Raw genomic sequence first — 13,359 nt, 5'->3', positions numbered from 1 at the left:
CCTCGTGCAGCCAGGTCGTGCGACGTGCTCGTCGTGCCAGGTGTGGGGTGTCTGCGAAGGGTGGGAGTGCGGGGGCCTGGTTGTGGGGTGGGGCAGGATCAGCGCTCGGCGAACCCGTCGCCCCAGCACGGGGAGGACCCGTCGTCCGAGGCCGGGAAGGACACATTCTGCGACTGATCGAACGACCCGCCGTCGATCGTCTCCTCCGAGGACGCCTGGCCCAACGCGGACACACCATCCGACTCCTGGGCGAACGCGCCCTCCGGCTGCTCGGAAGTGCCGTCGTCCGTCTGGTCGAACGTCCCCTCATCCGCTCCCTGGAAGGAGTCGTCGTTCGACGGGGCGAAGGACGAACCGTCCGGGGTCTCCTCGGACATGCCGACGGATTCGGGTGCCTCGTCCGACCCCTGAGAGGTGCTGTCACCCCATGGGTCTCCCTCCTGCCGGGCCGTGGCATAGCCGGCCTCTTGGGAGTCCGGGTCGGGTCCGCCCGCCGCATGCCGAGGACCGCTGTCCGGCTCCTGGGGAGGCTCAGGATCGTCCAGGCTGCGCTTGGAGCGGTGTGTGTCTGCAGCGGGGTCTTGGTAAGGACTGTCCGTGCTTCCGTCGTATTCAGGGAGCCCGTTGATCTCGGTGGAGCCGATCGCACTCGGGAGTTTTGAGCCGAGCCCAGCGCCGAGTGCCAGGCCGGTCTCCTGAACTTCCGAGATTTTCCCGCCCTGTTGGAGGTCGTGGAGATCAGCGGCGAAGCGCCGGTCGGCGTCGGCATGACTGTTCGGGTTCCACCTACCTGCCTTCTGAAGGGTGCGGTAGGCGGCATCGTGCCGGTTGCAGGCATCGTCCGCGGGCGTGCCTCTCAAGGGCTGCCCCATGAAGGTGGCAGCCGAATTGACCGGGCCTGGGACGGAGCAGCCATCGCGGTCCCACCGCATGCCGTCCGCGTCCGGGGTGGAATCGTTGGGATCGTGCTGCTTCTGGGTCGACGCGAATGTGTCCAGGGGTTCGGTCATCAACTCCCTGAACTTGTTGGCGTTGAAGGACCCGCTGTCCGCAAATGCTGTGCCGCCACTGAACCCCAGGCCGGTGACGCCGAGGGCCACCGTGGCGACGCTCATGCCCACGCGCCGCGTAGCGTGTGAATCCGACGACTTGCGATGCTTTCCCACTGTGCAGTTGCCTTCCAATCCGGTCGGTTGCAGGCGCATATGACGGAGACTCGAATTCCAGCCTCCGATCGCCTGAGCACAGTCAATGGTCTCGCCGCCTAAGTGACAACGGATCACTGACATTGCTACGGCGAACACTGCGAACCCGCAGCCGCTTACCTACGGATGCCCGGCCGCATTCCTACGGAGGGACCGAACCGGACGTTCAGATGGCTCATCGAGGTCGGCGTTCGGCCCACCGCTCGATTCCGTGGGTGGATCCGGCTGCCGATGGGCGTCCTGCGTCCCGGCCTGGTGTGTGATTGGTTTTCTCTCCTACCCGTAACTCCGCTGACGAATCGAGGTCAGGGGGAGGGTAAGACTGCGGAAGCCGTAGGTATTGGCCAGTGGGTCCCTGGATTTCGCCGCAGCAATAGTGACAAGTAGTTGTGGGTGGCGCGGTGGTGCCATTGAGTGGTCTTGGGAGTACCCGCACAACCGACCGAATGGAGAGCAGTAATGGGAATACATCGCAAGCCGTCGTATTCGCCTACCGCACGGCGAGTGAGTATGAGCGTCGCCACCGTGGCCCTCGGGCTCACCGGCCTCGGCCTCAGCGCCACCACCGCGCAGGCGGCGACGGACGATGCCGCGGATCCCTCTGCCGGGCAGTCGCAGCCGGCCTTTGAGGACAACGCGGAACAGTACATGGATCATGCCGGACAGCTCGACGAGGGGCCCGGCGAACCTAGTGCCTCCGACCCAGGTGCAGACTTCGACGAGGGTCTCTACCAGACCATCGCGGGGATGGACAATCAGTCGTTCACCACACTCAGGAACGCAGTACTGAGCCAGAATCCGGACGACGAAGCGAATCCGGAGCTGCGGCAGCGAGCGGAGGAGCTGCAGCGAAGCTTCTACTCCAACGGCTGCACCGGCGTCCCGAGCGCAGGCGTCACGCAGCAGGACGTGGACGCCTGCGCTCAGCACGACTTCCGTTACACCGTCGGTCCGAACGTCTACGGCGAGGACACCGAGGCAGGAAGGGCCGAACAGGCTGCTGCTGACGAGCAATTGGGGGAGAACATCGGCGGTGTGGTGGGACCGGCCGCCAATTGGCTCACCAGCCAATTCGGCGGACAGTTTTTCAAGAGCACGCCCACAGCGGGTTAACGCCATCGCTTCTGTGTGACAGCAGGGCTCTTGCAAGGTCAGGGTGATCTTGTGAAGCGGCTGTTCGGGGTGGGGGTGACCGGACATGCCGAAGCTCCGTTGGTGTGAGCGACCTCTCAAGTCCCTTGCATACAACGGAGCTTCGGTGATTCGTGAGTCTGCCGTGCCTGCGCTCCTACCGTCCTGTTCCGTCACCTCGGCGGGTGACGCGGTCGAGGGCTGGGATCCTCGCGGCCGTCGGGGCAAGCGGCATCCGCCGGCCGCGTTGGTGCGGGCGGCGGCCTGCGCGGTCGCGGCCGGGGCGCGTTCGTAGGCGGCGGTTGGGCAGCGGCGGCGGGCCCCGCAGGACACCCTGGACCGTCTGGACGTCCCGGTGCGCGGGGCGCTCGGGGTTCGGCATTCCGTGTCGATGGACACCGTGCGGCGGATCATCGCCTGGCTGCACCCCGAGCCTGGCCGCGCTGACACGGCCCGCGATGGAGTCGGAGCGCGGTCCGGCACGCCAGGTGCCCTCGCCCGCTACCCGTAACTTCCCTGAGACGGCAGCGCGGAGACAAGCTCCTGAGCGGATCCCGCGCACCACCAGGTGACGGCGGCACCGCATCGGGCTGATGGATCTCGACTCGGTCTCGGAGTCGGTGGCCAGGGCGGTGCCGCCTCACCTGGTGGTGTGCAGGGGTTGGGGCGGAGCGTCGGCCTGCTGGAGTTCGGCGAGGAGCTGGTTCTGGCCGGTGAGGAGCTCGGTGAGGATACGGCGGGCGGCACGCAGGAGTTCGGCGACATCTCCCCCGGCGAGCGCGTAGCGGACGGTGGAGCCCTCCCGCATGGACACGACGATGCCGGAGCGCCGCAGGACGGCCAGCTGTTGCGACAGGCTGGACGGCTCGATGTCGATGTCGGCCAGCAGGTCCCGTACGGACACCGGCCCGTGCTGGAGGAGTTCCAGCACCCTGATGCGTACGGGGTGGCCGAGCATGCGGAAGAACTCCGCCTTGACCTGGTAGAGGGGGGCTTGCATGGATGCTCGCTCCTGGTCGGCTGGGTGAGATTGCGGCTGCCGTGGTGCGGCGGCATCCGAGGACATCGCCGCACCACAGACCGCCCTCGGATGCCGATCCTTCACGCCTCGGACTCGGCAGGAACGCACATTGGCACCATGCTGATGTGGTGACTTGAAGAAGTCTTCACATGATGGGCAGGCGTGGCCACCGGCGTCCTCGGGCGGGCTAGATCTCGATCGCCTCCTCCACACGCTTGAGTTGGTGGCGGGCCATCGCCAGGTTTGATCGGGCCTTGTCGAGGACGAGGTAGAGGAACAGCCCGTTGCCGGTACGACCGGTTACCAGGCGGATCAGGTGATACTGGCGGTCCAGCGTGATCAGGATGTCCTCGATCTGGCCCTTGAGACCCAACTGCTCCATGGTGCGGACCTTGGCCCGGATGACATCCGTGTTGCCGGCCGCGGCGACGGTCAGGTCCAGGTCCTTGCCCCCGCCGAGCGTGCCCAGCGCCATTCCGCTGGTGTAGTCGACGACGGCGGCTCCCAGGACTCCCTCAACCCCGGCCATCATCTCCTTCAGCGACACTTCCACACTCGCCACAGCGCCTCCCATTTACGAGCCGTTGACTGCGCGGGCCGGTACTGGCGACCCGCCTCGGTGTCCGGACCGTATGCACGCCGCCATCACGTCTGGAGAAACTCTTTGGGACTGACCTATGACGACCGGACAACGGCGCGACCGGATCGTTCGACGGACCGGAAGTGCCGTGTCCGGCCATGAAGTTGACGCCGGGACCTCGGTCCGTGGCCCGTCGGGGGCCTGGGACGTGTTGTGGCACGAGCCACGACACTGCCCATCGAGACGGAGGAGCCGCAAGGTCAAGATCCGCGCCGCTACGATGTGGCAGAGCGCCAGCCACCACGAACAAGTCGCCGGGCTCGTCGGCAAGGCCTACAACGCGCACTCTCCATACGTGCACGGCGACATACGTGCACGGCGACCAGGCCGAGCTTTCGCCCTGCTCCACCACGCCAAGCGCCTCGCCGTCCCCACTCGTGATCGCGTCACGAGCTCAAAACAAAATCCACCACACGCGCGACACCCCTGGGACGAGGGCCGCTCCCAGATCCGCACCGGACACGACCCCGAGAACATGGCCACCCTGCGCAACACGGGGCTTTCTCCAAGGCCAGGTAGTCAGCACAAGGGGTCTTGACGGGTTTCCGCCGTAGAGCACCGGAGCTCGTTGGTACAGGCAGTCGTCCAAGACCCACCACCCTCAACCGATTCCGCGCCCAGGTGGTCCAGAACATGACCGAAGGCGTCCGCGACCTGTCCAATCACCCCTTCACCGCACCCCTCGACCTCTTCGCGATCAACTCCTGACCAGCGAAGACATCAAAGAAGTGCGACTTGCAAGGGCCCTGCCTGGTGGCACTACGCCGCCCTCGCCCTGACCTCAGTCGGGGCAGGCGCCATGATCGCAACTGGTCAGATGGAATACCGCATGCCGCAATGGAGACAACGGAACGTACTCCGAATACTGCACACAGTCACCGAGATCGGCGAAAGGAAGACGGCCAGGCATCCAGGCGGCGGAGAATGTGCTCAGACGAGCAGTATTCGCTCATCTTTCAAAAAACGATCCTGAATCCATTGACTTCAGCCTTAGGTGATCTTTAATGGAAGTGCAGGCAGCGCAATTGAGCTGTATCTGCTCGTCCGAGCAGCAACTGTGATGGCTGCAACAGCTGCAGCGCGACATCCGTTAAGATCCGCCGGCCGTGCCGCCTACCATTCCAGGCACTGCAGCAGATCGGTGAACCCCCCTGAGAACGCGACAGCTCAACGGCCGATCGCGGGCTTTCCTGAAGGGTCAGGAACATGAATGCTGTTCCCGAATGCACCATTCCCCGGCATGCTGCGACATTCTTCCGTGATGCTGGATCCGTCTCCGCCTCGCTCGCATTTCATGCCGCGCTGTCCGCCCCCCGGCAGGCTCGGGCGTTCACCAGAGAAGCGCTGCGTAGGTGGGGCGAGGGCGAGGAGACCATCGATGCGGCGGTGCTCATCGTCTGTGAGCTGGCCACGAACGCGATCCAGCACGGTGTTCAGCTGCCGCCGGACGGACACGGCCGCGAGCACGCGCCGCAATCCGAGCGGCCGTCGGAGTCAGTGATCACTTTGACGCTCGCACTGCATCCCGACGTACTCCACATCGAGGTGCATGACGCGTCCCCTGTCCAGCCCGTGCAGCGCGCGGCCGCCGGCGAAGACATCCGCGGACGCGGGCTGGTGATCATCGCGACACTGGCGTCCTGGACATCCGGCCTGAAGCCCGGCGGAGGCAAGTGGGTCCGAGCATCACTGCCACGCGGAACCGAGACCCGCACCGGCCGACCCATGGCGGCCTGAAGCACTCCATGCCATGCGGGTTGGCGCCGCACGGGCCGGCGCCTGGTCAACCCGCGGGCCACAGGATGCGGCCGGTCAGTAGCCCGGAAACGGGCGACCGGGTTCGTCCGAACGGTCGCAAACAGCGGGCAGCCTGCTGCCCACCTTACCGATGACCTGCGAGAACACCGTTCGTCTGCGGGCATGAACGGGCGACATCAACGGACCGGCAGGGGCTTCAAAAACCGCGTGGCACACGTATAAAACTCGTACAGGCCGTACGGCACCCGAGCGGAAACCCCGAGTGGAGGATCCCGAAGGGCAATTCCGAACGGAATATCGGGACGAAGTGCCGATCATGAAACCGGCGGAGGCGCCGGACGCGGAGCCCTACACGGAAAGCAGGAACGCTCCGGACAGCGTGGAAGCCGGACAGGCCAAGGCGCCGTAGCCCGGCTCCCGTGCCGCCCGCCCTCGGAGCCCTCAGCGACGTTGCGACCTCCGTCCCCGGGCGAGGCCGCCGACCGCGTAAGCAGGCCGTCATTCCCCGCTGAGCCCCCACACCATCGGGCCCTGACCGGGACAGGCCATGGCGAGTGGAGTTCGTGGTGACACTGGTGGAACGGGCGGCAGAGCTCGATGCGTTGCGTTCGCTGGTCGAGCAGGCCCGCGGTGGGGAACATACGACGGTACTTGTCGAAGGACCCGCCGGAGTCGGTAAGAGCGCCCTCCTGGCGGCGGCAGCTCGGCACGGGCACGAGCGGGGACTGATGGTGCTCCAGGCTCACTGCAGCGCTCTGGAACGGAACATGCCGTTCGGTGTGGTGCGCCAGCTCCTCGAACCGGCCCTGGTCGCGGCCGACCCCGACGGGAGCGCCGCTTTGTTGGCCGGTGCCGCCGACGCCGCCCGTGCCGTCTTCGAACCGTCCGGCGGGGACGCCTGGACCTGCGGCGACGCCAAGGATGCCGCCTTCCCGCAGTTGCACGGGCTGCATCTGGTGGCGCTACGACTGGCGGAACGCGCCCCGCTGCTGATGTTGGTCGATGACGCGCACGATGCCGACCCATGGTCACGGCAGTGGCTGGCCTATCTGGCGCGCCGGTTGCGGGGCAACCGGATAGCGCTGGCCGCCGCGGTACGCACCGGTGAGAGCGGCACCGAGGACACACTGGCGCTCGACCTGGCCGCCCATCCGGCGTGCCGGCAGCTGCGCCCTGCGCCGCTGTCGCCGATCGCCGCCGCGCAGTGCCTCGGGACCACGCTGGGTGCCCAACCCGACGCCGGGGTCGCCGCCCTGTACGCAGCGGCCGCTGGCGGCAGCCCCCGCCTGCTGCGGGCGCTCGCCGAAGACCTCGCCCGCAGCGGTATCCCCCCGGTGTGCTCGGAGCTGCCACGGCTGACGGCGTTGGCGGCGCGTGGCCTGGTCCACCATCTGCGGGCCCTGCTGCGCCGGCACTCGCCCGCGGTCGCCCGCGTGGCCATGGCAGTGGCCACGCTCGGCCGCACCACCCGGCAGGCGTTGCTGTGCGAGATCACCGGTCTGGACAACCTCGCCGTGACCACTGCGGTCACCGCGTTGGAACAGGCCGGCCTGTTGGAGACAGGACCGCCGTGGCAGGTGCGCCACCCTCTCCTGCAGGATGCGATGCTGGCGCAGACCGACACCGCGGCGCGCAACGAGCTGCGCTCGCGGGCGGCCGACGCACTGCTGGCGCTCGGTGGAGACGAACGGGAGGTGGCCGACCTGCTGCTCGCCACCGAGCCCGGGGGGCTCCCATGGCGGGTACGGATACTGCGTACGGCGGCACAACAGGCACTGGACAGCCTTGAGATCCGCACCTCCAGCGACTATCTGCGAAGGGCACTGCGTGAACCGCCGGACAAGGCAGACCGCGCGCAGATCCTGGCCCAGTTGGGCATCACCGAGCTCGACTCGGACCCGGCCGCCGCCGCCGGACATCTGCGTACGGCGGTGGCGGAGACCGATTCCGCAGGGCGGGTGCGACTGGTCCCGCACCTGGCCGAAGCGCTGACGCGCACCGGCCACGGCGAGGAAGCCGTCGGCCTGCTGGATTCGCTCGCGGCCGAGATCCCCGAGGCGGACCGTGAATCGCTGTACCGGCTGTGGGCCCAGGGCATCCTGCTGCTGATGGAGGACACACCCCGGCTGGCGGATGCGTGGATCAGCCGGGGCGGCATCGGCGACGACCTGCCCGGCGATACTCCTGGCCAGCGCCTTCTGTTGGCAGCCCTCGCGCTGAAGACCACACTCACCGGCCAGAGCGCGCACACTGCCGCCGCGCTCGCCGAACGCGCCCTGGCCCGCTTCGGACCGCCCGCGGACCCGGTGCTCACCGGTACGTTCGCCGTCATCGCGCTGCTGCATGCCGACCGGCTGGCCGAGGCCGCACGCTGGCACCGGCACGTGGTCGGCGCAGCCCTGGAGGAACGGCCCTCACCATTGCAGCCCCTGCTGCTGTCCATCCGGGCCAAACTGGCCCATCGCCTGGGAAACCCCCGAGCCGCTTTGGACCACGGCACACAGGCGCTCGCCATGGCACCGGCCCACCAGCGCTACCGGCCCTATGCCACGGCCCAGGCTGTCCACGCCCTCATCGATCTCGGCGACGTCCCCGAAGCCGCCCGGGTGTGCCGGGCCCCGTTCGCGGAGCCGGTGGGCAGGCACTGGAGCTGGACACCCCTGCTGGCCGCCCGTGCCCGGCTGTTGCTTGCCCAGGGGCAGCCGGAGGCAGCGCTGGCCGACCTGGAGGAGTGCGGCCGCCGTCAGACAGAGGGCGGCTACGACAACCCCGCTCTGGTCCGCTGGCGTTCCAGAGCCGCCCTGATCCACCAACGCCGCGGCGATCCTGCCACCGCGGTCCGTCTGACCCATGAGGAACTGGAGCTCGCCCGGGCCTGGGGCAGCCCCCGTACCCTGGCCGCGACCCTGCGCACCCTCGGCCGCCTCACCACCGGCCCGGATGCCATCGACACGCTGACCGAGGCGGTCACACTGCTGGAAGCGACACCGGCCCGCATCGACCTCGCTTCGGCCCTGACCGACCTGGGCGAAGCGCTGTATGCGTACGGACACATCGAGGATTCCCGCACCCGTCTCCGGCGGGCCCTCGACCTCGCCGAAACCTCGCACGCCCGGCCTCTGTCGGAACGCGCCCACCGCGCCCTGGTCGCCACCGGCGCCCGCCCCCGGTGCAAACGGCAGTCGGGCGTATCGGCACTCACCGCCAGGGAACGCCATATCGCCACGCTCGCTGCCCAGGGGCTGACCAACCAGCAGATCGCCGAGACGCTGTACATCACCCGCCGGACCGTGGAATTCCACCTCACTCGCGCCTTTCGCAAACTTGGGATCGGTACGCGAAGAGACCTCCCTCGAGCGTTGACCGACGTCGATGGCCAGCCGTTGACTTCCCGAGCAGGAATCGTCTGAGCGACTGTGCCGGTGCGTCAGCACGAGCCCGACCTCAAGCCGGCTGCAGGCTGTCTCCGGCAGCACCACGACACAGGTGACTGCGCACCACCGCATCACATGACACCACACCCTCCCAGGGACCAACGGGCATGATCGGTGAGAGCCCCTGTGTGGTCCGTAGGTTTTGGTGCTGCCCTCCGAAAGTACCTGTCCGACGGGCCCCATAGAGAGCCACAGCAGTACCCCCTTTCCATTGCCGACCCGGCGACGCGCGGCATTGACTGCGACCAGCGGTTGTCCGGGCGGCCTTCTCACCGCCGCAACGCTGCCCAGACTGTCGCCCGTCGGTATTCCATGGGGCGGCAGTTCGAGACGCCCAACTGAGAGCCGACTGAGACCCGACGGAGAGGGAACATCTCATGCCGCCTGCTGCCACCCGATTCCGACCTTCACACATGCGCACTCCCCAGCGGCGTACAGAACTGCAACGGGGCGACAGAGCCTCCCTCCAAAAGCCTCGGCAGATCGACACGCACGGGAACGCCGATTCCGTCGACGCCCACGGCCAGGGAGGCGGCACTGAAGCCGTAGTGTGGGCCGACCTGCCCGATGCCGCACTCATCGTGAGGTTGCGTATCCCTGCGACATCAGTACCGACGGACCGGCAGCCACCCGTACCGACGGAACAGCGGACGGGCGCGGAGGACCCCCGGGTCCGCCGGAAGCGCATCCGGGAAGCTGCGGCCGAGCTGCGCAGACGTCACTTTTCCGCCCTGCTCGACTATGCCCGGCTGTGTGCGGCCGACAAATCCGCACCAGCCCTGGCGCTTGAGTCCTTCCATCGCGCAGTGCGCGACATTCGTACTGCGCCGGACACGGCGCAGCCCCCGCCTCACCACCTGTTCCTTCTCGTCCAGCAGACCGCCGAACTGTGGGCCGGCACGGTACGCCGCGGAGAAGTCGCCGCCGACTTCCTCGAATGGCTGGACCGGAAGACGCACACCGTCCCCGCCCATCCAACCGTCGCGCAGCCCACCGTGAACACCAGCTCGACGACCTGGGACATCAGCCCTACGACTTGGGCGTTCCACCAACTCCCGGAGCGCACCCAGGCCATCCTGTGGCACACCGTTGTGCAGCAGCGCGCTCCCGCCGAGACCGGCCGCACCCTGGGCATAGCCCCCGAGAGCCTGCCCGACCTCCGGCAGCGCGCTCTGGAACAGCTTCGCCACGTCTGCCTGCGCGTCCACGCCGAACTGTCCGGCAACGAGCAGTGCCGCCACTTCAGCTCTCTCCTCGACGTCAGCACCCGCAGCGCAGGAGCCTGCCCCGGTGACGGCCTCGAACAGCATCTGGCGACCTGTCCTGTCTGTTCCCAGGCCCGCTCCCAACTCGCCGGCCTGCACGAGCAGCCGGACGCGACGCTGGCGGAGGCCCTCCTCCCCTGGGCCGGTGCCGCATACGCAGCCGCCGCTCGACGCCACGCCGCCTCCGTGTCCCGCGTCGCACCGGCACCCGCCCAGCGAGGGCTCCGTCGTCTCGCCCACGCGGGCCCCGCAGCGAGCATCACGGCGGCCGCAGGGTTCCTCGTGGCGGCTGCCGCCGTCATCCACCTCCCAGTGCACGGCCACTCCATCGGCGCCGCAGGCCCTGTGTCCGCGGTCCCCACACCGGAGAGCTCACCTCACCCGACCAGGGCCCCGCTCCCGTCCTCCACCGAGGCAGGGGACTTCTCAGACACCGCCAAGCCCAGCTCAAACCCTGCGGACAATGGGGCCGACAAGAAGGCTCACCCCTACGGGGATGGCCGGGCTCACCAGCCGGTTCACACCCCAGATCACGCAGGCTCCGTCCCGCACCGCTCCGCCGCCCCTGTGGGCCCGCCCGCCTCGGCTCATGCACACGGGCAGCTCCACGCTGCCGCGGATCTCGACGGCGGGACCCTCCGTGCCGACACCCGGCACAGCCTCCGCCTGGACCGGTGCCGGCCTGGGGCCGCCCTGCTACAGCACCAGCCACACATGGTGCGCGTGAGCATCCATTGCACCGCCGTCCAAGGATCAATACCAACACCACTTCCGGTTCATCGACTTGGGACCACCAAGGACGACATCACGTGGGTGTACGAAAAAAGGGTGTCTCTGTGGCTGCGGCCGTGCTGGTGACCTGTGCTGTCGCGTCAGACGGGACCCCAGCCACCGAGCGGGCAAGACCGTCGCCCATACCTACACCCGTGCCGGGCCGGACCTGTTCCTGTGCCAACGTCGCGTGGCACTCTCCTTGCGCACGCTCGCACGTAACTCAGCCGTCCGGCGGTTGGCCCTACGAACAGACCACTGTCGCGGAAAGGTGCGGCCGCCGCGGTCTCCGTCCCTTCCTTCTTCCCTTCGGTGCGCCCAACCGTTCCCAGGCCCCGGCGATGCTCGGCCAGCTCAGGCAGCCCGTCGACGATATGTGCCGGAGTCGGTTCCCTGCCGCTGCCGGCGAGCTCACAGTTCATGGCCGTCCCACACCGCGCCCCTTGCTGAGCCGTGCCACGGCTTGCCCGCGAGGTGAGCACTTCCTCGCCGCAGTCCTGGCCGCGGCCGACGCCGAGACCACGTGATCCTCCAGGCATGCGGGTGGGGATCACGGGTCATCGAGGGCTCAGCGCGGATGTGGAGGCGCGGGTGCACGCGATGCTCACCGATGCGGTGAGCGGGTACGACCCGGCCGAACCGAAGGCTGTCTCATGCATCGCGGACGGCCCCGACGCGTAGTTCGCCGAGGCCGTGCTTTCCGCCGGCGGACGCCTTGAGGTCGTCGTCCCGGCAGCCCAGTACCGCGAGGGCCTACCGGAATGGCATCACCCCACCTATGACGCCCTGATGGCCCGCGCGAGCGACGTACACGAGACCGGCATGACCGTTTCCGACTCCACCGCGCACATGACCGGCCCGGAAACCCTCGTCGGCCTCGCTGACGAACTGGTCGCCGTGTGGGATGGGAAACCCGCATGGGGGTACGGCGGGACGGCGGACGTCGTTGCGTACGCCGAGCGGACTGGTGTCCCGGTGCGGGTGTTGTGGCCGGAGGGCGCCAGCCGCTGACCAGCGCACCACCGCGGCAGCCTGCTCCCACTCGTGGGCCGGGCCACTTTCGTGCGAACTGCGGATCAGTCGCCCGGGCGGTCGTGGTCCGTCCGGGACCACAGATCTGGCCGTCGGCAGCCGACTGCGCGTACACCACCACGAGCGGGGCGGCCGACGGGCGCCAGTCTTCGTGCACGGGCAGAACGGCCGATTACCTCTTCTGCGACAGACGGGTCCGGCGGCGCACCCCCGCGCATGCAGGGGTGCGCCCGCCTCCTGGCACATCTGCACGGGGCGTTGGCTGCTCCTGCTGGCCAGGACCTCTGATCGGCGTAACAGCCGCCATATTCATACCGCGGCAATCCAACCGCTTCAGCATCGGTGTAGCGCGCGAGAAACTCTTTCTCGCTCTCGCAGACGCGCTCGGCTACCACCACCCGACTCCTGAACGAGACCGGCGAGGCATGCAGTCGCTACGCCGCCGCAGATCGCCATCGGTCACCAACAGGCTGGGGTCTCCGGGGATCTGGCGACAGTCGAATACCAGAGCCCACCGGTACCGAGGCTGACTCCCCTACACGTAGCAGCCGTTGACCGTCGCCGCGAGGTCGTCCATGGCGTCCTTGATGGCGTTCGGTTCGACCGTGGCGCCGTTCTCGACAAAGGAGAACACCTTCCACTTGCCGTCCTTGCCCTGAGTCAGACCGCTCAGCGCGATGGCGCCGGTGAGGGTGCCGGTCTTCGCGTGTACCTTGCCCACCGCGCACTTGGAGTGGGCGTCGTCGAAGCGGCCGTACTCCGGGCCGAGCGTGCTGCCGGCCTCGCCGGAGACGGGCAGGCCGTCGAGGATGGAGCCCAGGGTGTGCGCGTAGCGTGGCTTCGTCAGCAGTTCGAGGATCTGCGCGAGGGTGGCGGCCGGGATGCGGTCGGACCGGGACAGGCCGCTGCCGTCGTAGAGTTCGAAGTTGTCGAGTGAAACGCCGTACACCCGGTTCAGCACCCGGCGCACGACCTCAGTGCCGCCCTCGAAGGTGGCCGGGCGGCCGGCGCCCAGGGCCGTCATCCGCAGCAGGGTCTCGGCGATGTTGTTGTCGCTGTGCTTGAGCATCGTGTGGACGATGTCCGACAGCGGCGCCGACTT

8 protein-coding genes and 1 pseudogene are annotated in these 13,359 nt (G+C 68.1%); 4 read left to right on the top strand and 5 right to left on the bottom strand.

Features of this window, described 5'->3' with window-relative positions; all coding sequences use genetic code 11:
- Positions 1-98: 98 nt before the first annotated feature.
- On the bottom strand, positions 99-1,205 hold the full coding sequence (locus tag ABZ471_RS44775; protein ID WP_359074915.1) for a phospholipase A2: 1,107 nt from the start codon (positions 1,203-1,205) through the stop codon (positions 99-101).
- A gap of 510 nt (positions 1,206-1,715) precedes the next feature.
- Here ABZ471_RS44775 and ABZ471_RS44770 point away from each other — a divergent pair.
- Complete coding sequence (locus ABZ471_RS44770) at positions 1,716-2,318, top strand: hypothetical protein (protein WP_359074914.1); 603 nt, start codon at positions 1,716-1,718, stop codon at positions 2,316-2,318.
- A gap of 658 nt (positions 2,319-2,976) precedes the next feature.
- Here the strand turns inward: ABZ471_RS44770 and ABZ471_RS44765 are convergent.
- Together ABZ471_RS44765 and ABZ471_RS44760 are read right to left on the bottom strand one after the other, a co-directional pair.
- Entirely contained in the window at positions 2,977-3,336 is a 360-nt protein-coding gene (locus tag ABZ471_RS44765) for a metalloregulator ArsR/SmtB family transcription factor (RefSeq protein WP_359074913.1), read from the bottom strand.
- A 208-nt stretch (positions 3,337-3,544) separates the two neighbouring features.
- On the bottom strand, positions 3,545-3,919 hold the full coding sequence (locus tag ABZ471_RS44760; protein WP_359074912.1) for a hypothetical protein: 375 nt from the start codon (positions 3,917-3,919) through the stop codon (positions 3,545-3,547).
- A gap of 1,284 nt (positions 3,920-5,203) precedes the next feature.
- Between ABZ471_RS44760 and ABZ471_RS44755 the strand changes: the two genes are divergently transcribed.
- Positions 5,204-5,734 (top strand): ATP-binding protein, encoded by a 531-nt coding sequence (locus ABZ471_RS44755; RefSeq protein WP_359074911.1) that lies wholly within the window; start codon positions 5,204-5,206, stop codon positions 5,732-5,734.
- Between the two features lie 587 nt (positions 5,735-6,321).
- Complete coding sequence (locus ABZ471_RS44750) at positions 6,322-9,165, top strand: AAA family ATPase (protein ID WP_359074910.1); 2,844 nt, start codon at positions 6,322-6,324, stop codon at positions 9,163-9,165.
- Between the two features lie 629 nt (positions 9,166-9,794).
- On the opposite strand, the gene ABZ471_RS44745 is transcribed toward ABZ471_RS44750, so the two are convergent.
- Positions 9,795-10,499, bottom strand: coding sequence for a hypothetical protein (locus tag ABZ471_RS44745; protein ID WP_359074909.1), 705 nt, complete (start codon positions 10,497-10,499; stop codon positions 9,795-9,797).
- Positions 10,500-11,762: 1,263 nt separating this feature from the next.
- Here ABZ471_RS44745 and ABZ471_RS44740 point away from each other — a divergent pair.
- Positions 11,763-12,236, top strand: a pseudogene (locus ABZ471_RS44740) (hypothetical protein).
- A gap of 556 nt (positions 12,237-12,792) precedes the next feature.
- Here ABZ471_RS44740 and dacB read toward each other — a convergent pair.
- The coding region (gene dacB / locus ABZ471_RS44735; RefSeq protein WP_359074908.1) for a D-alanyl-D-alanine carboxypeptidase/D-alanyl-D-alanine-endopeptidase at positions 12,793-13,359 on the bottom strand (567 nt) is incomplete at its 5' end.

The sequence above is a fragment of the Streptomyces sp. NPDC005728 genome (assembly GCF_040630895.1).
GTDB lineage: Bacteria > Actinomycetota > Actinomycetes > Streptomycetales > Streptomycetaceae > Streptomyces.
The sequence above is the reverse complement of the archived record's forward strand: the minus strand, read 5'-3'. Positions and strand labels throughout refer to the sequence as shown.